This window comes from Xanthomonas sp. A1809 (assembly GCF_017746015.1).
Classification (GTDB): Bacteria; Pseudomonadota; Gammaproteobacteria; order Xanthomonadales; family Xanthomonadaceae; genus Xanthomonas; species Xanthomonas euvesicatoria.
Window position 1 is genome coordinate 61,726 of sequence record NZ_JAGHWZ010000005.1, and the last position, 22,806, is coordinate 84,531.

21 protein-coding genes are annotated in these 22,806 nt (G+C 66.6%); 3 read left to right on the top strand and 18 right to left on the bottom strand.

What is annotated here, in order from left to right:
• Positions 1–174: 174 nt before the first annotated feature.
• From J7396_RS06690 to trpB, 10 genes are all read right to left on the bottom strand, one after another.
• A complete protein-coding gene (locus J7396_RS06690; protein ID WP_008570964.1) occupies positions 175–603 on the bottom strand; it encodes a group 1 truncated hemoglobin in 429 nt (142 codons plus the stop codon).
• Positions 603–1,475, bottom strand: coding sequence for a DUF3034 family protein (locus tag J7396_RS06695; protein WP_008570963.1), 873 nt, complete (start codon positions 1,473–1,475; stop codon positions 603–605). The genes J7396_RS06690 and J7396_RS06695 overlap by 1 nt, the downstream gene beginning before the upstream one ends.
• Entirely contained in the window at positions 1,472–3,838 is a 2,367-nt protein-coding gene (locus J7396_RS06700) for an EAL domain-containing protein (protein ID WP_209261201.1), read from the bottom strand. The genes J7396_RS06695 and J7396_RS06700 overlap by 4 nt, the downstream gene beginning before the upstream one ends.
• Complete coding sequence (locus tag J7396_RS06705; RefSeq protein ID WP_209261202.1) at positions 3,835–4,518, bottom strand: methylamine utilization protein; 684 nt, start codon at positions 4,516–4,518, stop codon at positions 3,835–3,837. The genes J7396_RS06700 and J7396_RS06705 overlap by 4 nt, the downstream gene beginning before the upstream one ends.
• 190 nt (positions 4,519–4,708) lie before the next feature.
• Positions 4,709–5,647 carry a 2-oxoglutarate and iron-dependent oxygenase domain-containing protein gene (locus J7396_RS06710; protein ID WP_011347947.1) on the bottom strand — a complete coding sequence of 313 codons (939 nt, stop codon included), beginning with the start codon at positions 5,645–5,647 and terminating at the stop codon, positions 4,709–4,711.
• Positions 5,648–5,769: 122 nt separating this feature from the next.
• Entirely contained in the window at positions 5,770–7,119 is a 1,350-nt protein-coding gene (gene glmM, locus J7396_RS06715) for a phosphoglucosamine mutase (protein ID WP_122272597.1), read from the bottom strand.
• Positions 7,116–8,003: an acetyl-CoA carboxylase, carboxyltransferase subunit beta gene (gene accD, locus J7396_RS06720; protein WP_008570957.1), complete on the bottom strand. Its 888-nt coding sequence runs from the start codon at positions 8,001–8,003 to the stop codon at positions 7,116–7,118. Before accD ends, glmM begins: the two co-directional genes overlap by 4 nt.
• Positions 8,004–8,290: 287 nt before the next feature.
• Entirely contained in the window at positions 8,291–9,097 is an 807-nt protein-coding gene (gene trpA / locus J7396_RS06725) for a tryptophan synthase subunit alpha (protein WP_031423335.1), read from the bottom strand.
• A 43-nt stretch (positions 9,098–9,140) separates the two neighbouring features.
• Positions 9,141–9,521, bottom strand: a complete 381-nt coding sequence (locus J7396_RS06730; RefSeq protein WP_008570955.1) for a hypothetical protein — start codon at positions 9,519–9,521, stop codon at positions 9,141–9,143.
• Between the two features lie 42 nt (positions 9,522–9,563).
• The gene (trpB, locus tag J7396_RS06735; RefSeq protein WP_014090534.1) at positions 9,564–10,781 is read right to left on the bottom strand and encodes a tryptophan synthase subunit beta; all 1,218 of its coding nucleotides are present in this window, start codon (positions 10,779–10,781) and stop codon (positions 9,564–9,566) included.
• Between the two features lie 105 nt (positions 10,782–10,886).
• Between trpB and J7396_RS06740 the strand changes: the two genes are divergently transcribed.
• Positions 10,887–11,813 carry a LysR family transcriptional regulator gene (locus J7396_RS06740; protein ID WP_014090535.1) on the top strand — a complete coding sequence of 309 codons (927 nt, stop codon included), beginning with the start codon at positions 10,887–10,889 and terminating at the stop codon, positions 11,811–11,813.
• Between the two features lie 191 nt (positions 11,814–12,004).
• Here J7396_RS06740 and J7396_RS06745 read toward each other — a convergent pair whose 3' ends face one another.
• From J7396_RS06745 to prmB, 8 genes are all read right to left on the bottom strand, one after another.
• Positions 12,005–12,673: a phosphoribosylanthranilate isomerase gene (locus tag J7396_RS06745; RefSeq protein ID WP_008570953.1), complete on the bottom strand. Its 669-nt coding sequence runs from the start codon at positions 12,671–12,673 to the stop codon at positions 12,005–12,007.
• On the bottom strand, positions 12,670–13,443 hold the full coding sequence (truA, locus tag J7396_RS06750) for a tRNA pseudouridine(38-40) synthase TruA (RefSeq protein WP_136732725.1): 774 nt from the start codon (positions 13,441–13,443) through the stop codon (positions 12,670–12,672). Before truA ends, J7396_RS06745 begins: the two co-directional genes overlap by 4 nt.
• A 162-nt stretch (positions 13,444–13,605) precedes the next feature.
• The gene (locus tag J7396_RS06755) at positions 13,606–14,013 is read right to left on the bottom strand and encodes a VOC family protein (protein ID WP_209261203.1); all 408 of its coding nucleotides are present in this window, start codon (positions 14,011–14,013) and stop codon (positions 13,606–13,608) included.
• On the bottom strand, positions 14,010–15,938 hold the full coding sequence (locus J7396_RS06760; RefSeq protein ID WP_209261405.1) for a FimV/HubP family polar landmark protein: 1,929 nt from the start codon (positions 15,936–15,938) through the stop codon (positions 14,010–14,012). Before J7396_RS06760 ends, J7396_RS06755 begins: the two co-directional genes overlap by 4 nt.
• 710 nt (positions 15,939–16,648) lie before the next feature.
• Positions 16,649–17,674, bottom strand: coding sequence for an aspartate-semialdehyde dehydrogenase (locus J7396_RS06765; protein WP_011347954.1), 1,026 nt, complete (start codon positions 17,672–17,674; stop codon positions 16,649–16,651).
• 83 nt (positions 17,675–17,757) lie between these two features.
• On the bottom strand, positions 17,758–18,831 hold the full coding sequence (locus J7396_RS06770; RefSeq protein ID WP_014090539.1) for a D-glycerate dehydrogenase: 1,074 nt from the start codon (positions 18,829–18,831) through the stop codon (positions 17,758–17,760).
• Positions 18,824–19,927 (bottom strand): chorismate synthase, encoded by a 1,104-nt coding sequence (gene aroC / locus J7396_RS06775; protein WP_008577522.1) that lies wholly within the window; start codon positions 19,925–19,927, stop codon positions 18,824–18,826. The genes J7396_RS06770 and aroC overlap by 8 nt, the downstream gene beginning before the upstream one ends.
• 10 nt (positions 19,928–19,937) lie before the next feature.
• Positions 19,938–20,864, bottom strand: a complete 927-nt coding sequence (gene prmB, locus J7396_RS06780) for a 50S ribosomal protein L3 N(5)-glutamine methyltransferase (RefSeq protein ID WP_008577520.1) — start codon at positions 20,862–20,864, stop codon at positions 19,938–19,940.
• 80 nt (positions 20,865–20,944) lie between these two features.
• Between prmB and J7396_RS06785 the strand changes: the two genes are divergently transcribed.
• Entirely contained in the window at positions 20,945–21,595 is a 651-nt protein-coding gene (locus tag J7396_RS06785) for an SCO family protein (protein WP_008577518.1), read from the top strand.
• On the top strand, positions 21,592–22,434 hold the full coding sequence (gene asd, locus J7396_RS06790; protein ID WP_057681391.1) for an archaetidylserine decarboxylase: 843 nt from the start codon (positions 21,592–21,594) through the stop codon (positions 22,432–22,434). The genes J7396_RS06785 and asd overlap by 4 nt, the downstream gene beginning before the upstream one ends.
• The last annotated feature ends 372 nt before the right edge of the window (positions 22,435–22,806 follow it).

Below are 22,806 nucleotides of genomic sequence, written 5' to 3' on the forward strand. Positions count from 1 at the left end.
TCGCCTGTGCTCGGCAGCGCTTCGTGCCCGCCTTCGACCCGGGCGACCGGAGGGCTTGCGACGACCACGCAAGCGCATGTATCGAGCATCAGATGATTTGGATGCACGCGCATGCCAGCGCAAGTCGGCATCAGCTCACGCACCTTCCCGCCAACGCTAAACCACCCGCTTGCTTCAGTGATTGACGATCTCGCCGTGCATGGCCGCCAGACGCGCCAGCAGGCGGTTTTGCGTGCGACGCGGAATCTTGCGCTGATCCATGGCCCAGTTCAGATCCTCGACCAGGGCATTGAAGTCGCCTTCGCGGATGGCCAGGTGCGCGTGCGCCTGCTGCATCGATTTGGCGGTGTCCGGGCATGGGCCGTCGGCGACATGGCAGAACTTCTGCACCAGGCGCTCGTTGAGCATGACGATATTGACGCGCGCGAATTTATCGACGATGCGTGGATCGTCGGCGATGCGCGAGAGCATGGTTTCCACCAGCGCTTCGATGCCGGCCTGCCCGCCGAGTTCGTCGTACAGCGTCTGCCGCGATTGCGTGCTGGCGCAGGCGCTCGTCAGGCCCAGCACGCAGAGCAGCGACCAGCGCAGCCATCGGTTCATCAGAACGCCACCTGCAAGGAGAGATAAGGGCCGCGCTGATCGGCAAGCGTGGCGATGTCGCCAAGATCGGCGAATGCAGCGGTCAACGAGACATGCTTACTCGGGAACCAGGCAACGAATGCATCTGCCCACGCTTGCTCGCGCGCAAAGCCGAGGTTATTGGGTTTGTCGCGATATTCCACACCCACTGCCCAGGACGGCGACAGCACGACGGCGGCGCTGACCTCCGGAACCAGGCGATAGCTGTTGCGGCGATCGCCGCCGAAGCCGAGCAAGCCGGCCTGGTTGGCGCGGGTAGCGCGCAAGGTGCCGTTGAGCAGCAGCTGATATCCAGCAGCGCCCTGCAGCAACAGGCGGCTTGCGCTGACATAGATGTCGGTGCCGTGATCGTCGCGCGCACCGATCGCCAACGGCAAGGTGCCGTTGCGCAGGCGTTTGTACTGCACGCCCAGGCTGACTTGTGGCGCATGTCCGTACACAAGGTCGCCGGCCACGCGCACCTTGGCACCGAACACGTCCTGGCCAAGCGCATTCCATGGCAAGCCGAGCCGGTCCTGCAAGGTGCCCAGATCCAGGCGCTGGCGGGCAAGCGACAGTTCCAGCCGATTGCCGACCGTGAGCGCGGCGCCCTGCACGTCGAGACGGTAATCGCCGCTGTCGACATGGGTTGCGAACGCGACGGTGCCAAGCTCGTCGCGCGTACCGTACCCGGACAACGTGGCCCACGGCACGATGCCGCCGCCGCTACTGCCTTCGATCATCGACACGCCGCCGGTGGCGAGCAGGCGCCCGTCGCCGGCCAGGGCATGCAGCGGCGCGAACACGCCGGCCACCGCAGCGGCAACAAGCGCAACACGCAGATGCCCGCTCATCGCTGCACTCCTGCATGCGCTGGCGTGGTGATGCCGAGTTGGCGCATGCACCAGGCCACCAGCGGCGCTTCTTCCAGCGGTGGCGAATACAGATAGCCCTGCACCATGTCGCAGCCGTAGCCGCGCAGCAACGCGAGGGCCGCGGCGTTCTCGACGCCTTCGGCAATCACGCTCAGCCCTAGGTTATGCCCCAGATCGATCGTGCTGCGCACGATGAAGGCATCGTCGGTGCCTTCGGCCAACTGCATGACGAAACTCTTGTCGATCTTCAATTCGTTCACCGGCATGCGCTTGAGTTGTGCCAACGAGGAATAGCCGGTGCCGAAGTCGTCGATGGACAGGCGCACGCCGACACTGCGCAACTGATGCAGCATGTGCAGCGCGAATTCGACATCGCGCATCAGGGCGCTTTCGGTCAATTCCAGTGTGACCGACTGCGCTGGCACGGCATGATGCTCCAGGCAGCCGCGGACGAAGTCGGGCAATCCGGGATCGGACAGATCCAGTGCGGACAGGTTGATGGCCATGCCCAGTTCCAGCCCCTGCTTGCGCCATTGCGCCTGGCAGCGCAGCGCTTGGTCCAGCACGAAGCGGGTGAGCGGATGGATCACGCCGGAGTGTTCGGCAAGCGGGATGAATTCGTCCGGGCCGATCGGCCCGAGCACCGGATGATGCCAGCGCACCAGCACTTCGACCTGTTCGACATGATCGGTGCGCAGACAAATCTTGGGCTGGAAGCGCAAGGTGAGTTCATTGGCGCCGATGGCCTGACGCAGATCGCCGGTGAGGCGCAAACGCCGCAAATGCTGTTCGTCCTGGCCCATGCGGTAGACGCTGGCGCCGAAGGTGGCCGTCGTACCGACCTGCCGCCGTGCAATGTCGGCCCGACGCAACAAGGTGTCCGGGTCGGCGCCGTGCTCGGGAATCAAGGCGATGCCGATGCTGGCTTCGAGCTGGATGCGCGCCTGCGGCAACACCAGCGGGCGGCGCAACTGCAGCAGCAGGCGCTGCGCATCCTGCTGCACGCTGGCCGCATCGGCTTGCGCCACCACCACCATGAATTCATCGCTCCCCAGCCGGCCCACCAGGTTGGGCTCCTGCACGACCTCCACCAACCGACGCCCGGCTTCCACCAATACCTGGTCGGCGAAGTCGTGGCCCAGGCTGTCGTTGAGTTCCTTGAAGCGCTCCAGATCCAGGATCAGCACCGCGGCGGTGCCACCGGATGCCACGGTCTGATCCACCACGTCCTTCAAGCGCTCCAGCAACCAGATCCGGTTAGGCAACCCGGTCAGGGCGTCATGGCGGGCCTGATGCAGGATGTGCTGTTCGCGGCTGGCGATCTGGTGCTGCATGCGCCCGAAACTGTCGGCCAGTTCGGCGAGTTCGCGGCCTGGCGGCACCTGCACGGCGGTGCGGTAGTCGCCGCGCTGAATGCGCCGCGCGGCCTGCACCAGTTGCGCCACCGGTTTGCTCACGCTGCGCGCAAGAAAAATCGCCACGCCCAGTGCAGCGACCGTGGCCAAGCCTGCCAGCAGCAGGATCCGCAGCTTGAGGATGCGGTACGGCGCCACGGCGCGATCCAGCGATGCCTGCAAGGCCACCCGCACCTGGCTGTCGCCCTGGATCGATTGCAGCCTGACCAGATAACGCGACTCATCCAGCGTCAGCGGGATCGATGCAGCCTGCACCTTCTCGGCCAGGGGCAGCTGCTGCGCGAATTGGGCGCGCGCCGAGGGCTCCAGGGTGGAGGCCAGCACGCGCACCGGCGGGCCATCGGTAAAGAAGGTCGCATCCAGCCCGGTGGTGGTGCGGAAATCCTGCGCCAGGCCATCGCCGGATTCGTTGCCGATCCCAATCCAGCCGACCCGGTTCGGCGCCAGCACCTGCACCACCGCCAACCGCACGATGTGCTGATTCAGCGCCACTACACCGACCGCGCGTCCATCGCGCTGCGCTTGCTGCAGCAAGGCCTGCACCGCACGCAATTGTTCGGCCTGCGGCACGTCGGCCAGGCCGGTCAAGAATTGGCCATCGGGCGACAGCAAGAGCGCGGTTTGCGCCGACATGCGCGCGGCGTGGTTACGCAAGGCCGACTGCATGGTCGGCACATCGCCGCTTGCAACGGCCGCACGAAACCCGAAATCGTCGGCCAGCACCGACGCCGACTGCAGCAGCTGTTCGTCGCGGCGCACGTTGATGCGTTGCCAGACCCGCTGCCCGATCTCCAGCTCTTCGCCAAGTTGCGCCTTGACACTGCGCTCGGTCGCCACCTGCACGGCAAGGAAGGTCAGCGCCTGGGTGGCAAGCACGACCAGCACGAGCAAGGCCGCGATGCGGGTATGCAGGCGCATCGACCTCATGGGCGCGGCTTCTTCGGGTCGGCGTTACGGAACTTGTCCTGCAGGGCGCGCACGCGCGCATCCGGTGGCGCCACGGCCGGCGCGACGCCGGTGGTCTGCAGGGTCACGCGGCGCTGTACTGGTTCGCGTGCGATCACCAACGGCTCGCTGCTGGCCGCGCCCTTGATGCGCGGGTGCCAGACCCGCAGCGTGTAATTGCCCGCAGGCGCCTCCAGCTGGGCGCGGCCATCGCTGCCGGTCTTGCCGAAATACGGCGTGTCCAGCACCACGATGTAACCCAGCATCCAATCGTGGATGTTGCAGCCGATGGTGACCAGACCCGCCTGGTCGAAACGCACCGGCGTTGCGGTGGTGCCTTGAAACAGCGGCAGCTCGAAGCGCTTGGCCGGAGAGAACGAATACACCTGGTGGCGAATCTGATCGTTGTTCGGAAAGCGCACCAGGGTGCCGGTGCGCACTGCGAGCACGGCAGGCACGAACTGCGAATTGACCTGATCCATCTCCGCAGTCTTGGCCGCGGCTGGCGGAGCCGGCCGCGCCGGCTCCAGGCTCACGACCGCATCGACCAGCACGCCGCCGGCATCGGCGACGGTCACATTGACCGCTGTCGCCGACACCGATCCTGCGCCGGCACAGGCCGCCAGCACCGACACGACACCCAGCCATTTGATCCATCGCATGCGCACGCCCCCAGCCCTGTGCAATCGGCAGCGGGCGCCAGGCGAGTCCGACGTCGCGCTAGCGATTAGCCTCGGTTATCGGCCCGAGTGAACGCAAGCTTTAACCAGACGCGAGCGGAATCTTCTGAACAGAAGTGCGGCACCGGTCACCGGTGGTGTTGCGAGCGCGGCTGTTGGGCAGGCGCGCAGATCACTTCAGCTTGATCTCGCGCAGACGCTCTTCCAGGAAGCCATGCGCCGTGATCGGCTCCGGATAACGGCTGGGATTGTCGGCGCTGATGCACGAGGGCAGCACGTCGATGAGGAAATCCGGATTGGGATGCAGGAAGAACGGCACCGAATAGCGCGGCTGGCGCGCCTGCTCTCCGGGCGGATTGACCACGCGGTGGATGGTGGACGGATATACATGGTTGGTCAGGCGCTGCAGCATGTCGCCGATGTTGACCACGATGGTGTCGGCGTCGGCAGTGAACGGCACCCACTCGCCATCGTGGGAACGCACTTCCAGGCCGGCGGCACTGGCACCCACCAGCAAGGTGATGAAATTGATATCGCCATGCGCACCGGCACGCACGTTGGGAATGTCGTCGCTGGTGATCGGCGGGTAATGGATCGGCCGCAGGATCGAATTGCCGTTGTTGGTCTTGTCGACGAAGTAGTCCTGCGGCAGGCCGATATGCAGCGCCAGCGCCGACAGCACGCGCGAACCCAGTTGATCGAGCTGCTGGTACAGCTGGTAGCCGCGCTCGCGGAAGCCCGGCACTTCGCTGGGCCACAGGTTCGGCGGCATCACTGCGCGGTACGGCGAATCGTCCGGAATCTCGCGGCCGATGTGCCAGAACTCCTTCAGGTCGAAGTGCTTGGAATCCTTGGCGGTTTCCACGCCGAACGCGGTGTAGCCGCGCGCGCCACCGCTGCCTTCCACGTGATAACGGCGCTTGGTCGCTTCGGGCAACGCGAAGAACGCCTTGAACACGTCGTAGGCGGCGTCGATGTCGGCCTGGGCGATGCCGTGGTTGCGGATGCCGGCAAAACCCCACTGCCGATAAGCCGCTCCGAGCTCGGCGACGAAGGCGTCGCGATCGGTGTCGAAACGGGTGATGTCCAGCGTGGGGATGCGCGCGCTCATACGGATGTCTGCAGTCAAGGTCGAAAGGTCCAGAGAAACCTGCTGATCAGATCAGCAGGCGATACAACAGGTAGAACGTGGCGGCCTTGGCGATGACCACGCACACGCCAATGACGATCGACTCACGCCGCGTCACGCACTGCACCCGAGAGCCGGTCGAGCGTGTCCTGCATCAGGCCGGCGTCGTCAGCCTCCACGGTCACCCGTACCACCGGTTCGGTGCCCGACGGGCGCAGGAACGCGCGGCCGCGCCCTTGCACGGCGGCCTGCGCCTGCTGCAATGCCTGCTGCACGTTGACCGCTTCCACAATGGCCTTGGCGGTGCCGCCATCCAGGCGCACGTTGACGGTCTTCTGCGGCACCTTGCTCAGGCTGGCCAGCGCCTCGCGCAGGCTCTGCCCATCGCGGCCCAGCGCTTCGAGCACCTGCAGCGCACTGACGATGCCATCGCCAGTGCTGGCACGGTCCAGGCACAACAGGTGACCGGACGTTTCGCCGCCCAACGTGCCGCCGCCTTCGACCAGGGCCTGATGCACGTAGCGGTCGCCGACCTTGGCGCGCTGGAACGGGATGTTCAGTGCAGCCAATGCCTGTTCCAGACCGTAGTTGGTCATCAAGGTGCCGACCACGGTACCCGTCAGCCGGCCGCTGGCCTGCCACGAGCGGGCCAGCACATACAGCAGATCGTCGCCATCGACCGGATTGCCCTGGTCGTCGGCCATCAGCACGCGGTCGCCGTCGCCATCGAAGGCGATGCCCAGATGCGCGCCGCACTCGCGTACCTTGGCGGCGAGATTGTCGATATGGGTCGAGCCCACGCCGGCGTTGATGTTGAGCCCGTCCGGCGCGGCGCCGATGACCACCACTTCGGCGCCCAGCTCGCGGAACAGCATGGGTGCGATGTGATAGGTGGCGCCATGCGCGCAATCCAGCACCATCTTCAGCCCGTGCAGGGTGAAACCGCGCGCCACGCTGGCCTTGCAGAATTCGATATAGCGGCCGATCGCGTCACGGGTGCGGATGGCCTTGCCCAACCGCTCCGATTCCACCGTGTGGAACGGCTCGTCCAACGCCGCTTCGATCGCCGCTTCGGTGGCGTCGTCGAGCTTCTCGCCTTCGGCGGAGAAGAACTTGATGCCGTTATCGTAATGCGGATTGTGCGAGGCACTGATCACCACCCCCGCATCGGCGCGCAGCGTGCTGGTCAAAAAGGCGATGGCCGGGGTCGGCATCGGCCCGATCAGCTGCACGTCGGCCCCGGCGGCAACCAGGCCTGCTTCGAGCGCCGCTTCGAACATGTAGCCGGAAATGCGGGTGTCCTTGCCGATCAGCACCAATGGCCGCTTGCTGCGGCCCTGGGTCAGTACACGGCCAAGCGCATTGCCCAGGCGCAGCACGAAATCGGCCGAGATCACACCCTGCCCGACCCGACCGCGGATGCCGTCGGTGCCGAAGTACTTGCGTGCGCTCATGCGGCGTCGGCGTCTTGCGGATGCGGCTGCCGCATCATCATCGCGGTGAGCTCGGCGATGCGGTCGCGCAGCTGGCGGCGGTCGCAGATCTGGTCGATGGCGCCGTGGTCGAGCAGGAACTCCGAGCGCTGGAAACCTTCCGGCAGCGTTTCGCGCACGGTCTGTTCGATCACGCGCGGGCCGGCAAAGCCGATCAGCGCATGCGGCTCGGCGATGTTGATATCGCCGAGCATCGCGAACGAGGCCGACACGCCACCGGTGGTGGGATGGGTCAGCACCGAGATATACGGCAGGCCGGCTTCGCGCAGGCGGCCGAGCGCGGCCGAGGTCTTGGCCATCTGCATCAGCGAGAACAGGCCTTCCTGCATGCGTGCGCCGCCACTGGCGGAAAAGCATACGAACGGGCAGCCCACTTCCAGCGCCACTTCGGCCGCACGCGCAAAGCGCTCGCCGACCACCGACCCCATCGAGCCGCCCATGAAGGCGAAATCGAACGCAGCGGCGACCAGCGGATTGCCCTTGAGCGTGCCGCGCATGGCGATCAGCGCGTCGTATTCGCCGCTGGCCTTCTGGCTGGCCTTGATGCGCTCGCCGTAGCGCTTCTGGTCCTTGAACTTGAGCGCGTCGACCGGCCCGAGCTGAGCGGCGATTTCAGTGGTGGCGGTGTCCGGGTCGAACAGTGAATTCAGGCGCGCGCGGGCGCGGATGGCCATGTGGTGATCGCATTTCGGGCACACCTCCAGGTTTTCTTCCAGCTCCGGGCCGTACAGCGCGCTCCCGCAATTGCTGCACTTTTCCCACAGGCCCTCGGGGACACTGCGCTTCTTGGCCGGGGTGTTTTCGGTGCGGATGCCGGAGGGCATCAATTTGCTGAGCCAGCTCATGCGTGTATGACAATCCATGCAGGGCGGCCTGGCGGGCCGCAGAGGGGCGACAGTCTAACGCGCCGTGGGAATGCCAAGGTAGCCGGGGTCATGAATGCGGGATCTGGCGCAGAGACTTGCGGTCTTGGGCGGCGTGATGTCTCTGCGCAGGATGGCCGCGGACGTATCGCGGCGACTGCCGTGGCGCGATGCGGCGCAATGGATTGGCTGCACGTGGCTGCGCCCGCCCCCTCGCCCCACTCCCTAGCGCTGAGAGAGACGTTAGCGCTGAGAGAGACGTTCGGTTCTCATTTCTGGTCGAGCGCCTGGCGCAACGGGGCCAGGAACGCTTCGGCGCGCTCACGGGCGCTGCGGACCTCGCCTGCGTCCGCCAATGCGGCGACCAGGGCACTGCCCACCACCACGCCGTCGGCATCCACGGCCATGGCAGCGGCGCTGGCCGCATCCTTGATGCCGAAGCCGGCCACCACCGGCGCGCCGGCACGCTGGCGCAGCTGGCGCAGGCGATCGCTGGCGGCATGGGTGTCGAGCAGATTGGAGGCGCCGGTGACGCCGGCAAAGCTGACGTAGTACAGATAGCCCTGCGCGGTGCTGCACAACATGTCCAGGCGCTGCTCGCTGGTGGTGGGCGAGGCCAGTGCGATCAGCGCCAGGCCGACCTCGGTGAAGATGGCGCGCGTTTCGCCGGCTTCTTCCGGCGGCAGGTCGACCAGCAGCACACCATCCACGCCCGCGGCGACCGCGGCTTCGGCGAAGCGTCGCGTGCCATGGATCTCGATCGGGTTGAGGTAGCCCATCAACACCACCGGAGTGGTGGCATCTTCGCGACGGAATTCGTGCACCGCTTCGAGCACATACGCCAGGCCGGCGCCGCGTGCCAGCGCGCGCTCGGAGCTGCGCTGGATGGTGGGACCGTCGGCCATGGGGTCGGAGAACGGCACACCCAGCTCGATCACATCGGCACCGGCGCGCACCAGCGCGTGCATCACCGGCACGGTGGCTTCCAGCGATGGGTCGCCGGCGGTGATGAAGGGGATCAGTGCCTTGCGCCCATTGGCACGCAGCTCGGCGAAGCAGGAATCGATACGACGCATGAAATCACTCGAACAAGGGAGGAAGGCCAGCTGCCATCTAACCTCAGGTGGCAAAGAAATACCGCATCAGCGCAAAGCACAGCGCAAACAGGTAGCCGTAGGAAAATCGATCGATGCGCAGCACCGGGTCGCCGCGACGCGCACGCCACGCACCAAGCGCGGCCATCAGCCCACCAGCGACCAGCGGCGCGATCAGCAGCGCTGCCAGTCGAGACCCAAAGGTCGCAGTGAGGTGCTGCGGCAGCAGCCAGAGACTGACACCGCCAAGTAACGCGCCCAGGATTGCGTAGCCCACTGCCGCCAGCCAGGGCGAGGGCCTGCGCTCGAACGACTCGGCGACAGAGTGCAGGCCAACTTCGATCAGCAGCTCGGCCAAGGCCTGCAGCAGCACCTCGGCCACCAACTGGAGCATTCCTTCGAGCATCGCCGCGTCCCTGCGTCCGGATAGCGTCAGCCGCCACCACTTTTAAAGAGCGATCCCCTCGCGCGCTGCGATGGTATGCACATCCTTATCGCCACGCCCGGACAGATTGCACAACACCAGCGCATCCCTGGGCAGCTCGCGCGCAAGCTTGATCGACTGCGCCACCGCATGGCTGGACTCGAGCGCGGCAAGAATGCCTTCGGTATGCGCCAGCAGATGGAAGGCGGCCATCGCCTCGTCGTCGGTGATGCCCTGGTACACCGCGCGACCGCTGTCGGACAGGAACGAATGCTCCGGGCCCACACCCGGGTAATCCAGGCCGGCGGAAATCGAATGGGTCTCGGTGATCTGGCCGTCATCGTCGCAGATCACGTAGGTGCGGTTGCCGTGCAGCACGCCCGGGCGACCTGCGGCGATGGAGGCGGCGTGGCGGCCGGTGGCGATGCCATCGCCGGCCGCTTCGGCGCCATAGATCTTGACGCCCGGATCATTGAGGAAGGCATGGAACAAACCGATCGCATTGCTGCCGCCACCCACGCAGGCACTGATCGCATCCGGCAGCCGACCATACTCCTGCAGCATCTGTTCGCGCGCCTCGCGACCGACAATCGCATTGAAGTCGCGCACCATGCGCGGGTATGGGTCCGGGCCAGCCACGGTGCCGATGATGTAGAAGGTGTCGCGCACGTTGGTCACCCAGTCGCGCATGGCTTCGTTGAGCGCGTCCTTGAGCGTGGCCGAGCCGGAAGTCACCGGGATCACCGTGGCGCCGAGCAGCTTCATGCGGTAGACGTTGATCTTTTGCCGCTCGATGTCGGTGGCGCCCATGTAGACCACGCATTCCAGGCCCAGGCGTGCCGCCACGGTGGCACTGGCGACGCCGTGCTGGCCGGCGCCGGTCTCGGCGATGATGCGGGTCTTGCCCATGCGGCTGGCCAACAGCGCCTGGCCGATGGTGTTGTTGATCTTGTGCGCGCCGGTGTGGTTCAGGTCTTCGCGCTTGAGCAGGATCTGCGCCCCACCCACTTCACGGCTGAGCCGCTCGGCGTGGTAGATCGGGCTGGGCCGGCCGACGTAATGCTTGAGGTCCTTGTCGTATTCGGCGATGAAACTCGGGTCCTGCCGTGCCTGATCGTAGGCGGCGGACAATTCCTGCAGCGGGCCGATCAAGGTTTCGGCGACGAAACGGCCACCGAACTTGCCGAAGTGACCGGCAGCGTCCGGATAGGCGTAAAAGTCACTGATGGGCTGGGCCGACATGGGAATCCTCTGCAGCGATGCGTCATACGAGAGGCATCACTTTAGCGCAGCCGCGGCGCGCGATAAATCGATAAGATTGCCGTAACCTGTGAGCTGGAATCACATATGAGTGCCTTGCTTCCTCCACTGGCGGCGCTGCGTGCGTTCGAAGCTGCCGCGCGCCTGCAGAGCATCAGCCGTGCTGCGCAGGAATTGCACGTCACCCATGGCGCCATCAGCCGGCACGTGCGTTCGCTGGAACAGGCGTTGGGCGCGGCGCTGTTTGCGCGCCAGGGCCGCGGCCTGGTGCTGACCGCAGCGGGCGTTCGGCTTCGCGATGCCACCGGCGAAGGCTTTGGCGTGATTGGTCAGGCCTGGGCGGCATTACAACGCCCGGCCGCCGAAGCGCCGCTGGTGCTGGGGTGTTCGGGCAGCTTGCTGGCGCGCTGGGTGATTCCGCGCCTGGGACTGCTGCAGCAAGAGCTGCCTGACGTGCGCCTGCATCTGTCGGCCAGCGAACAGCCACCTGGTCCGGAGCTGGACGGCTTGGATGCCGCCCTGCTGCTGGACACCCCGCCCTGGCCCAGCGAGTGGCAGGTGCACACCCTCGGCGTGGAGTGGATTGGGCCGGTGCTGAGCCCTCAGCTCGCATCGACCCTGCAGATCGAGGGGAGCAACCCGGCCGCGCTCGGCGATTACGCGCTGCTGCACACCCGCTCGCGCCCGCAAGCCTGGCCGGAATGGGCCCAGGCGCACGGGCTGGCACCTGAGGGGCTGCGCTTCGGTACCGAATTCGAACACCTGGTGTATCTGTTGGAAGCCGCTGCCGCTGGTCTTGGGATCGCGATTGCGCCGCAGCCGTTGGTCGCCGCGGACCTGGCAGCCGGGCGCCTGCTGGCGCCATGGGGCTTCACCGCCACGCGAGGGCGCTGGGTCTTGTGCGCGGCCAAGCGCAACCCCGATCCACGCATCGAACGGCTGGCCGGCTGGCTAGGCAAAGCGCTGGCGACAGACCAGCACACCTCTTCAGCCATGCAGGCAGCGGAGAACTGAGCGGCCATCCCGCGCGATCATCACATGAGTACTTCGCCAACTGCTGGCGCCTCGCGAACACGCGCAAGCGAAAACGCGCAAGAATCAGGCGACTGTCCAGTGGATCCTGACGCAGCGGTGTTGCAGGCAGGAAGCAGCGCTTGAGATGCCTCGGCATAGCCGCTGCCACGAATCCCGAACCCCGATCACCCTCACGACATGTCGTGACAATCCGCCCGCCGCACTTCCTCGACGAACTTGCGCATCTTGTGGCCGTCCTTGATGCCGGGCGCCAACTCCACGCCACTGGAAACGTCCACGCCCCAGGGCAACGTGGCCACGATGGCGTCGAACACGTTGTCGGCGTTGATGCCACCGGCCAGCAGAAACGGACGATGCAAGCCGGTGGGCAAGCGCGACCAGTCGAAGGTCTTGCCGGTGCCGCCGCCCGCGCCGGGCGCATGGCTGTCGAACAGAAAGCCAGCGGTATTGGGATACGACAACTGCAGCGTGCGCGCGTTGGCGTCCTCGCCATTCACGCCGCTGCTGCCCATCGGCACCGCCTTGAGATACGGCAGGTTGAAGCTACGGCAGAACGCGTCGTCTTCCTCGCCATGGAACTGCAACAAGGTCGGGCGCACGGTGCGCACCACTTCGCGCACTTCTTCCTTGGAATTGTTGCGGAACAACGCCACCACATCGACCATCGGCGCAGTGGCCTGGCGCATCGCGCGCGCCTCGGCCGGCGCCACGCGCCGGGGGCTGCCATGCGCAAAGATGAAACCTACCGCGTCCACACCCAGCTCGCCGGCCAGCCGGATATCGCCGGCGCGGGTCATGCCACAAAACTTGATACGGGTGCGGTACAGCGATCGATTCATTGGGTCACCTCAGCAGGCAGATGCCACTCTGCAGGATACAGAGGTCCGATAAATACCAGACCTTGTGGCGGCGCTGTCGGGCCGGCCACAGTGCGGTCGCGTCCGGCGAGCAACGTCGCGATCCAGTCGGCCGGCTGCTCGCCGGTACCGACCAAAATCAGCGAACCCACAATATTCCGCACCATGTGATGAAGGAATGCATTGGCCTGGACCTGCACCTCCACCACCTCGCCGATACGCTGCACGTGGATGGCCTGCAGGTGACGGCGCGCGTGCAAGGCCTGACATTGCACGCTGCGGAACGCGCTGAAATCGTTCTCGCCCAATAAGGCCTGCGCCGCCGCATGCATGGCATCGGCATCGAGCGGGCGACGCTCCCAGCTCAGGGTATGCCGATACAGGGCTGGGCGAATCTGCCGATTGAGCAGGCGATAGCGGTAACGACGCGCGCGTGCGGAAAAGCGCGCGTGGAAGTCATCGGCTGCCGGCACGCACCAGCGCACGGCGATCGACGGCGGCAGGCGCGCAGTGGTGCCCAGCATCCAGCCACGCGGCTCGCGGCGTGCGTCGCTATCGAAATGTACCACCTGGCATTCGCCATGCACGCCCGCGTCGGTGCGCCCGGCGCAGACCACCTGCACCGGCGCATCGGCGACCGACGACAAGGCCGCCTGCAGGCTGGCCTGCACGCTCGGCCCGCCATGCTCGCCCAACTGCTGCCAGCCCTGGAACTCGCTGCCGTCGTATTCCACGCCCAGCGCGTAACGCATCGGTACCTGCCCTATGAGTGAATCGATGAAATCGGCGCGCCGGTCATGCCGCCGCCATCGCAGGCGATTGCCAGCACAGCCCCGTCGCTGCAAAGAAGGTGAAGTGTACGAGCCGCATTGGCTGGTGCCGAGCCGCGGGACGCGCGTGCGACCAGCGCGCAGTCAGTCGTCGGACGCGACGCTGCGCTCGGACCACACGGCCAACGTGGTGCCGCCGGGCTCGCGGAAATGAAACCGGCTGCCGCCGGGAAAGCCGAAGACCGGTTTGACGATCACCCCGCCTGCGCCACGCACGCGCTCGATCACCGGGGCCAACGCGTCGGCATACAACACCACAAGCGGCCCACCCTCGTCCGGCGCCGGCGCGGCTGCACGGTAGAAGCCGCCGTCCAGGCGTCCATCGTTGAAGGCCAGGTAATCCGGACCGTAGGCCTGGAATTGCCAACCGAACACCGCTTCGAAGAACGCACGGCTGGCATCCGGATCGATGGAGGCGAACTCCACATAGTCGATCCGGCGCTCGCGTACGTCACTTTCCTGCGTGGCAAGGCGATCGATCGCCGGGCTCATGCCAGGCGTTCCAGCAGCTCGGCGGCTTCGGCGCGCGTGGCGTCGTCGCCGGTGGCGGCAACTTCCAGCAGCAGGCCGCGCGCGGTGTCCTTGTCGCCCAGGTCCATGTAAGCCACCGCCAGTTCCAGGCGATCGCGCCCGGCCGAAGCGACCTCACGGCTGGCCGACGGGCTGGGCGCAGCGCTCGGCGCCGCAGGCGGACGCTCGAAATCCAGGCTGTCTTGCGTGGCCACCGCTACCGGGGAAGCGGTAGACGGGACATCACCGATCGTGGGCGCGACATCTGCGTGGCCCGCTTCCACGGCCTCGGACGCCGGGTGCGGCGGAGCCTTCGCCTCGTCGACGGGGGCGCTGTCCTGCGGCGGCGTTGCCACCACCGGCGGTGCGGCCCGCAGCGCACGCCAATCGTCGCTGTTGACCGCCATGGGCGCAGCAGCCGGCTCGGACGGCAGCGGCTCGCGACGCAGCACGTCCGATAATGGTTGCTGCGCGTCATGGGCGCGCTCTTCGTCGCGCAGATCGGCCTGCTCGAATTCGGTCTCGTGCACCACATCGCGCTCGCTGGGCTCAGTGGCTTGCGTCGCCTCTTGCGGCTCGGCGGCCTGCACCGGCGCGCCAGGCAGGACGAAGTCGAACTGCCGACGCGGCAACGGCGGCAGCGGCGAGGGTTTGCGACGGCGCGCGGCCAGCCACGCCACCACAGCCGCGACGATCAACACCAGCCCGCCGATCAACCACAGCGGAAAACCGCCACCCTGTTGTGCGGCCGCCGGGGTTTCCGACAGGCGCTTCTGTGCGGCCGCCAGGTCGCTGTCCTTCATGGCGATCAGCGCTTGCTGTTGCTGCTTGAGCTTTTCCAGATCCGCCACGCGGGTCCGCAGGTCCTGCAATTCCGCATCGCGGGTGGCGATGTCTTCCTTGGCCTGTTGCAACTGTTGATTGGCCGCCATCTCGCCCTCGCCTTCGGCACTGGTGCCGGACGTGACGCCGGCCTTGTTGGTCTGACTCGCCACTGCAGGGGCGATTTCGAGCCGCGCGCCGTTGCCAGCCGCTGCGGCAGGTGTGGCGGGCGGCGGCGTTGCGGCAGCGGCGGCGCCGGCCTCGGCCGGTTGCGGCACCGCCGATCGCGCCTGCCGCCACTGGGCGGCCTGCTCGCGCACCATGACCGCCGCTTCGGCCGCACCGACCTGGGCAAGCGCGTCTTCCTGCGGCGTGCGCAGCACCGCGCCCTGCTTCAGGCGATTGATGTTGCCGTTGATGAAGGCGTCCGGATTGGTGCGCAGCAACGCCAGCATGGTCTGGTCCAGCGAGTGCCCGCTGGAACGCGCCACCGCCGCGGCGATCTCCGACAAGGTCTGGCCCGCGCGCACGGCCGGCAACGTGTCGCCGGCCTGCGTCGCAGACGCAGCAGACGCACTGCCAGCTGCACGCGCAGCCGGTTCGGCCCTGGCGTTGTCCTGCGCGGCGGGCGCGGCGACCGGCGCCGGCTCGCGTGCAATCGCATTGCTGGAACCGGCACGCGGCGCTTCGATGGCCGGCTCGGCGATGGCGGCCGCGGTGTTGGGCGCATCGACCAAGGCGGAATATTCGCGCACCAGCCGGCCCTGGCCCCACTCCACCTCGATCAGGAAGTTGATCGCCGGCTGGTCCACCGCCTGGCTGCTGGTCACGCGGATCACCGCACGCCCGCGTGCGTCCTGCGCGAACTGGAACTGCAGATTGCTGACCAGCCCTTGCGGGCGCTCCAGGCCGACGCGCGCAAACGTGGTGGCCGATGCCAATGCCACGCGCGCGTTGTCGAGTTCGCCCGGCTCGTTGGAGATGACCGGAATCTCGGCCACCAGCGGTTGCCCGGGCTTGGACAGCACCCGGATATCGCCCAGTCCCAACGCCATTGCAGCGCCGCTGCAGGCCATCAGCAGCAACGCACCTATCCCTTGTATCGGACGCATCGCGCCCCCGCCCCTATGTTTCATGGGCATCAATATAGCCGCTGGATGAGCGAAAAAGTCGGCGCCGTGATGCAGAGCGCTGTGCCAGCGACACTGCCGCAGTGCGGCATGCATGCGTGGCCAATGCAAACCGGCAAGTGCTGATGGGCGCTCTCACTGCGCGAGGTCTCAAGCGCGCAACGGCCTGTCGGCAGATTGCGTGGTGCAAAGTCACGCGCTGCGGGATGCCATGACATGGCGCCAATGGCGTATCGCCTGAGCAGGCACGGAGTGTGTGCGAGCGGCTGGCGACAGGTCTGCGCACTGCAAGCTGCAAGGTCCTCCAATGCCACATGAGGCGATACGCGCACGTGCGCATGCCCGCAGACGCGCGATGGGCAGCGCGCCTGCAGGTGGAATTCGGTTGAGGTGGAATTCGGTTGAGAATCGAGCCGACGTTCCATGTGTCGGTGCGCACCCTGCCGGAGCGCTTGCGCGCGGTGCGCCTCTCTGGGAAGCATCACCGCGCGCCGGCATGCTCCAGCACGTGCACGGCGGTTGAGAGCGCCAACCGCACGTCGCGAGCCGTCCCCATGCAGGCGCGAACGGCGCGCTCAGCATCGCAGTGGCCGGGTGACGCCTGCTGCACCAGGCGCCGGCCGCGCGCCCGCATGGCGGCTGCGCGGTCGTCTTTGTCGTGCTGCTTAGCCTTCCTGTGCGACCAGTTCGGCCAGCTGCACGGCGTTGAGCGCAGCGCCCTTGCGGATATTGTCGGAGACGATCCACAAGTTCAGGCCGCGCGGATGCGAAAAGTCTTCACGGATGCGGCCGACGAACACCGCATCCTTGCCGGAAGCATGCGTGACCGGCGTCGGGTAGCCGCCGGGCTTGCGCTCGTCCACCACTTCCACGCCAGGCGACGCTGCCAGCAGCGCGCGCGCCTGCTCCACGGTGATCTTGTCGCGGGTCTCGATCGCCACCGCTTCGGAATGGCCGTAGAACACCGGCACGCGCACCGCGGTGGGGTTCACCTGGATGCTGTCGTCGCCGAGGATCTTGCGGGTCTCCCAGACCAGCTTCATCTCTTCCTTGGTGTAGCCGTTGTCCTGGAAGTCGTCGATGTGCGGGATCAGGTTGAAGGCGATCTGCACCGGGAACCGCTGCGGGTCGATGTCCTGAAAGCTCAACAACTCGCTGGTCTGCTTGCCCAGTTCTTCCATCGCCGAACGCCCGCCGCCGGAGACCGACTGGTAGGTCGCCACGTTGATACGCTCGATGCCGTACTGGCGGTGGATCGGGCCCAGTGCCACCAGCATTTGCATGGTCGAGCAATTGGGATTGGCGATGATGCCGCGCGGGCGCTGCTTGAGCGCTTCCGGGTTGACCTCGGACACCACCAGCGGCACGTCGTCGTCGTAGCGGAAGGCTGAGGAGTTATCGATCACCACCGCACCGGCCGCGGCGAACTTGGGGCCGTATTCCTTGGACACGCTGCCGCCGGCGGAGAACAGCGCGATGTCCACTCCTGCGGGGTCGAACTCGGCCAGGTCCAGCACATCGACCTTGCCGCCATTGAACTCCACCTGCCCGCCCGCCGAGCGCGACGACGCCAGCGCGTACAGGGTGGCGACCGGGAAGTTGCGCTCGGCCAGGATGCTCAGCATGGTCTCGCCGACAGCGCCGGTGGCGCCCACGACGGCGACGTTGAAACGACGGTTTTCGTTGCTCATGAGTTTGTCTTTATCGAAAGGGGAAATGAGGAAGCACTGCGCGCTGGGTTCGGGGAACCTCCAACGCTGGCCGCGGAGGTTCCCTATCGTTTGGTCGAAATGCTGCCGGTGACGCCGTTTTTTTTCGCGTCCACGCCGGTGCCGCCACGTTTGGTAGCGGCAACTGCATCGGCGTTGAGGGCGCTCGGCGGGTTGCCGGCATGCGGGCCCTTGCCCAGCGCAGCGATCAGGTTGTCCACCGCCAGTTGCACCATCGCGCGGCGCGTGGCCAGGCTGGCGCTGCCGATGTGCGGGGTGAGCACCACGTTGTTCAGCGCCAGCAGCTCCGGACGCACATGCGGCTCGCCTTCGTAGACATCCAGGCCGGCACCGGCCAGGCGGCCGTTGGCCAGCGCATCGGCCAATGCCAGCTCATCGACGATGCCACCGCGGGCGATGTTCACCAGCGTGGCGGTGGCGCGCATCTTGCCCAACGCCGCGGCATCGATGATGTGGTGAGAGTCCCTGGTGTACGGCAATACCAGCACCAGGTGATCGGACTGCGCCAGCAACGTCTCGAAATCCACGTACCGTGCGCCCAGCGCCTGTTCGGTAGCGGCCGGCAACGGGCTGCGGTTGTGGTACAGCACGCGCATGCCGAAACCGTGCGCACCGCGCCGGGCGATGCCTTGGCCAATGCGTCCCATGCCCAGGATGCCGAGCGTGCTGCCGTGGATATCGGCGCCGAGCATGGTCTTGAACGACCATTGCCCCCACTGCCCGTCGCGCAGCCAGCGCTCGGATTCGGTGATGCGGCGCGCGGTGGCCATCAGCAACGCAAAGCCGAGATCGGCCGTGGTTTCGGTAAGCACGTCCGGCGTGTTGCTGGCCAGGATGCCGGCCGCGCTCAAGGCCTCGATGTCGAGATTGTTGTAGCCCACGCCGACATTGGCGATGGCGCGCAGCTGCGGCGCGGCGGCGATTTCGGCCGCGCCGATGCGCTCGTTGAGGGTGATCAGGGCGCCGTCCAACGGTGCCAGTTGCGCGGCCAGCTCGGCCGGCGAATATGCGCTGACGCGCTGCGTGGTGGTCAGCTCGAAATGCTCGCCCAACTGCGCGACGACATCGTCGAACAGCGGCTGGCTCACCCACACCCTGGGACGACGTCCGTCAGACATCGACCTGACCGGGAATGCGCGGCGACACCTCGCCCACATCGCCGCACTGGGCACGATGGCGCAACGCCTGGTCCATCAGCACCAGCGCCATCATCGCCTCGGCGATCGGGGTAGCGCGGATGCCCACGCACGGGTCGTGCCGGCCGGTGGTGATGACATCGACCACGCTGCCATCGGCATCCACCGTCGCGCCGGGCAGGCGCAGGCTGGAGGTGGGCTTGAGCACCATCGAGGCGGTGACCGCCTGGCCGGTGGAGATTCCGCCCAGGATGCCGCCGGCATGGTTGCTGAGAAAGCCTTCCGGGGTGATCAGGTCGCGGTGTTCGGTACCCTTCTGCGCTGCGCTGGCGAAGCCGTCGCCGATCTCCACGCCCTTGACTGCATTGATGCTCATCAAGGCCGCGGCGAGTTCGGCATCGAGCTTGCCGTAGATCGGCTCGCCCCAGCCCGCAGGCACGCCGCCGGCCACCACGTCCACGCGCGCACCGACCGAATCGCCGGATTTGCGCAGCGCGTCCATGTAGGTTTCCAGCTCCGGCACCTGCGCCGCATGCGGCCAGAAGAACGGGTTGTCTTCCACCGCATCCCAATCGAAACCAGCGGGACGGATCTGGCCCAGCTGCGACAGGAAACCGCGCACCAGCACGCCATAGCGCTGCTTGAGCCACTTCTTGGCGATCACGCCGGCGGCCACGCGCATGGTGGTTTCGCGCGCCGACGAACGCCCGCCGCCGCGCGGATCGCGAATGCCGTACTTCTGCCAGTAGGTGTAATCGGCATGGCCGGGACGGAACTGCTGGGCGATGTTGCTGTAGTCCTTGCTGCGCTGATCGGTATTGCGGATCAGCAAGCCGATCGGCGTGCCGGTGGTACGGCCTTCGTACACGCCGGACAGGATCTCGATCTCGTCGGCCTCGCGGCGCGCCGAGGTGTGCCGGCTCTTGCCGCTGGCGCGGCGCTGCAGATCGTGGGTGAACTCTTCCGGCGCGAGCTCCAGGCCGGGAGGGCAGCCGTCGACGACGCAACCGATCGCCGGCCCGTGCGACTCGCCGAAGGTGGTGACAGTGAACAGCTTGCCGAACGAATTGGCACTCATGCGCGCAGGCTCATCGCTGCGCGGCCAGCTCGGCGATGCGGGCACCGTGGGCGATCAATTCGCGGCATTCCACCGCGAAGATGCCCATCTGCCCGACCTTGAACTCGACCCAGGCCAGATCCACTTCCGGCAGCAGCTTGACCAGGTGCTGCTCGGACTCGCCCACTTCGCAGATCAGCAAGCCGTCTTCGCTTAGGTGCTGCGGCGCATCGCGCAGGATCTTCAACACCAGGTCCAGGCCATCGTCGCCGGCGCGTAGGCCGAGTTCGGGCTCGTAGGAATACTCCTGCGGCAGCGCGTCGGTTTCCTCGTTGGTGACGTACGGCGGGTTGGTGACGATCAGGTCGTACTGGCGACCGCCCAGACCGTTGAACAGGTCCGACTTGAGCAAGGTGACATTGTCGGCATGCAGGCGCGCCTTGTTTTCTGCGGCCAGCGCCAGCGCATCGTCGCTGATGTCCACGCCATCCACATCCCACTGCGGGTTGTAGTGGCCCATTGCGATGGCAATGCAGCCCGAGCCGGTGCACAGGTCCAGCGCGCGAGTCACTTCGCGCCCGCCCAGCCAGGGCTCGAAGCCGGCTTCGATCAATTCGGCGATCGGCGAACGCGGCACCAGGGCGCGCGCATCGCTCTTGAAACTCAGGCCTGCAAACCAGGCCTCGCCGGTGAGGTAAGCGGCCGGCACGCGCTCGGTGATGCGGCGCTCGAACAGACCAAGCACCTGCTCTTTTTCCGAGCGCAGCAAGCGCGCCTGGCCGTAGGCCGGGCCCAGATCGTGCGGCAGATGCAGGCTGTGCAGGACCAGCTGGGTGGCTTCGTCCAACGCATTGTCGTAGCTGTGGCCGAAGGTCAGACCGGCTGCGTTGAAACGGCTGGTGCCGTAGCGGATCAGGTCGATGATGGTGTGCAGTTCGTCGGCCGCGGCGGCAGTCATGGCAACAACTAAAGAGGAATCGGCCCCCGATTATAGAGGTCGGATCGGTATCATGAGCGTCCGTTGCACTGGAAACCGCCATGTTCAATCGCAATACCGGCATCGTGCTGCTGGTGGCCCTGGCCGCTGGCCTGGGGATGTTGCTGGGCCAGAAGTTCCTTGGCGGCGCGCCCAGTTCGCCATGGCCGCCCACCAAGACCATCACCTTTTATCCGCAGCCGCGCCCGCTGCCGCAATTCAGCCTGCGCCAGTCCGACGGCACCCAGCTGGTGCCCGGCGAACTCAAGGGGCATTGGACGCTGGTGTTTCTGGGCTTCACGTTCTGCCCCGATGTCTGCCCCACCACCTTGACCGATCTGGCAGTGGCGCAACAGCAATGGGAAAGCATTCCCGATGGCCTGCGCCCGCGCGTGCTGTTCGTGTCGGTGGACCCGCAGCGCGATCCGCCCGCGCGCCTGGGCGAGTACGCACATGCCTTCCACAAGGACACCCTGGCCGCCACGGCGGACGTGCCGGCGTTGGAGCGCTTCGCCACCGCGCTGGGCTTCGTGTTCCAGAAGGTCCCGGGCAAAGGCTATGCGCAAAATCCCAACGACTACAGCATGGACCACTCCGCCGGCATTGCCGTGCTCGATCCGCAAGGCCGCCTGGCCGGGCTGATCCGCCCCCCGCTCGATCCGAAGGCGATTGCCGCCGACCTCCAACAGCTGACCAAGGTAACCGCTCCGTGAGTCTTGTCACTTCCCTGACCTACGTGCTGCCGCACCGGTTGCTGTCCTCGCTGGCGCGCGCGCTGGCCTACTCGGATAGACCCGCCACCAAGCAGTGGTTGATCGACACGGTCACACGCAAGTTCGGCGTGGACCTGAGCGAGGCACAGGAGCCGGATCCGCGCGCCTATCCCACCTTCAATGCGTTCTTTACCCGCGCCTTGAAGCCCGGCGCACGCGTGCCGGATGCCGACCCGGCTGCGTTGCTGATGCCCGCCGACGGCCGCATCAGCCAGCTCGGCCCGATCGAGAACGGCCGCATTTTCCAGGCCAAGGGGCAGTCGTTCACTGCTGCAGAATTGCTTGGCGACGAGGCCGCGGCGGCGCCGTTCAACGACGGCCTGTTCGCCACCGTGTATCTGTCGCCCAAGGACTACCACCGCGTGCATATGCCGTGGACCGGCACCCTGCGCGAGACCGTGCACGTGCCAGGGCGGCTGTTCAGCGTGGGCCCGGACGCCGTACGCAACGTGCCGCGCCTGTTCGCGCGCAACGAGCGGCTGGTCTGCCACTTCGACACCGATTTCGGCCCGATGGCCTCGGTGATGGTAGGTGCGCTGCTGGTGTCCGGCGTGGAGACGGTCTGGAGCGGCGTGGAGATTCCGCGCTATGGCGACCGCATCACGCGCAAGGACTACCGCGGCAAGGGCATCGTGCTGGAGAAGTTCGCGGAGATGGCCAGGTTCAATTACGGCTCGACCGTCATCGTGTTGCTGCCGCCGGGTGTGGCGACGCTCGATGGCGGGCTTGCGGCCGAAGCATCGGTTCGTCTTGGCCAGGCACTCGCGCGTCGTCAGTGAAGTGCAACGCCGCCCTCGTAGGAGCGGACCTGGCCGCGGCCAGGCGTTTCCGGTGATACGCCGCCCCCACGCGCACGCCATCCTGCTCAGCCTCGGATGAAGAACATCCGGCATAAAACGGGCTGTTTGGATGGTTTGGTTGCGACCGGGTCCGCTCCCACGGCAACCAGGCTTGTCGTGCGCTCGCTGCCAACGTAGCAGCGAACCTGACAGCGACGAGGCCTTCCCCACAAGGCCTCGCACCCCCGCGCACCGTTTTCCAACCTTCGACTGACGACACGCTGCGCGCGCCGGAGCTACCGGAACGGCTTTGGCACAGCCTGGCCTGCCCCACGCCAGCGGGTTCTGGCCGATGCGCACCGCCGTTTGAAG

Excerpts from the sequence above, each read along its gene's own strand:
- J7396_RS06785 (WP_008577518.1), top strand. The coding sequence starts at position 20,945 with ATGTTCAATCGCAATACCGGCATCGTGCTGCTGGTGGCCCTGGCCGCT.
- J7396_RS06765 (WP_011347954.1), bottom strand. The coding sequence starts at position 17,674 with ATGAGCAACGAAAACCGTCGTTTCAACGTCGCCGTCGTGGGCGCCACC.
- trpA (WP_031423335.1), bottom strand. The coding sequence starts at position 9,097 with ATGCGTCGTATCGATTCCTGCTTCGCCGAGCTGCGTGCCAATGGGCGC.
- J7396_RS06770 (WP_014090539.1), bottom strand. The coding sequence starts at position 18,831 with ATGTCTGACGGACGTCGTCCCAGGGTGTGGGTGAGCCAGCCGCTGTTC.
- J7396_RS06710 (WP_011347947.1), bottom strand. The coding sequence starts at position 5,647 with ATGAGCGCGCGCATCCCCACGCTGGACATCACCCGTTTCGACACCGAT.
- J7396_RS06740 (WP_014090535.1), top strand. The coding sequence starts at position 10,887 with ATGAGTGCCTTGCTTCCTCCACTGGCGGCGCTGCGTGCGTTCGAAGCT.
- J7396_RS06755 (WP_209261203.1), bottom strand. The coding sequence starts at position 14,013 with ATGAGCCCGGCGATCGATCGCCTTGCCACGCAGGAAAGTGACGTACGC.
- accD (WP_008570957.1), bottom strand. The coding sequence starts at position 8,003 with ATGAGCTGGCTCAGCAAATTGATGCCCTCCGGCATCCGCACCGAAAAC.
- prmB (WP_008577520.1), bottom strand. The coding sequence starts at position 20,864 with ATGACTGCCGCCGCGGCCGACGAACTGCACACCATCATCGACCTGATC.
- J7396_RS06730 (WP_008570955.1), bottom strand. The coding sequence starts at position 9,521 with ATGCTCGAAGGAATGCTCCAGTTGGTGGCCGAGGTGCTGCTGCAGGCC.
- trpB (WP_014090534.1), bottom strand. The coding sequence starts at position 10,781 with ATGTCGGCCCAGCCCATCAGTGACTTTTACGCCTATCCGGACGCTGCC.
- truA (WP_136732725.1), bottom strand. The coding sequence starts at position 13,443 with ATGCGTTACGCGCTGGGCGTGGAATACGACGGCAGCGAGTTCCAGGGC.
- J7396_RS06695 (WP_008570963.1), bottom strand. The coding sequence starts at position 1,475 with ATGAGCGGGCATCTGCGTGTTGCGCTTGTTGCCGCTGCGGTGGCCGGC.
- J7396_RS06690 (WP_008570964.1), bottom strand. The coding sequence starts at position 603 with ATGAACCGATGGCTGCGCTGGTCGCTGCTCTGCGTGCTGGGCCTGACG.
- aroC (WP_008577522.1), bottom strand. The coding sequence starts at position 19,927 with ATGAGTGCCAATTCGTTCGGCAAGCTGTTCACTGTCACCACCTTCGGC.
- glmM (WP_122272597.1), bottom strand. The coding sequence starts at position 7,119 with ATGAGCGCACGCAAGTACTTCGGCACCGACGGCATCCGCGGTCGGGTC.
- J7396_RS06700 (WP_209261201.1), bottom strand. The coding sequence starts at position 3,838 with ATGAGGTCGATGCGCCTGCATACCCGCATCGCGGCCTTGCTCGTGCTG.
- J7396_RS06705 (WP_209261202.1), bottom strand. The coding sequence starts at position 4,518 with ATGCGATGGATCAAATGGCTGGGTGTCGTGTCGGTGCTGGCGGCCTGT.
- J7396_RS06745 (WP_008570953.1), bottom strand. The coding sequence starts at position 12,673 with ATGAATCGATCGCTGTACCGCACCCGTATCAAGTTTTGTGGCATGACC.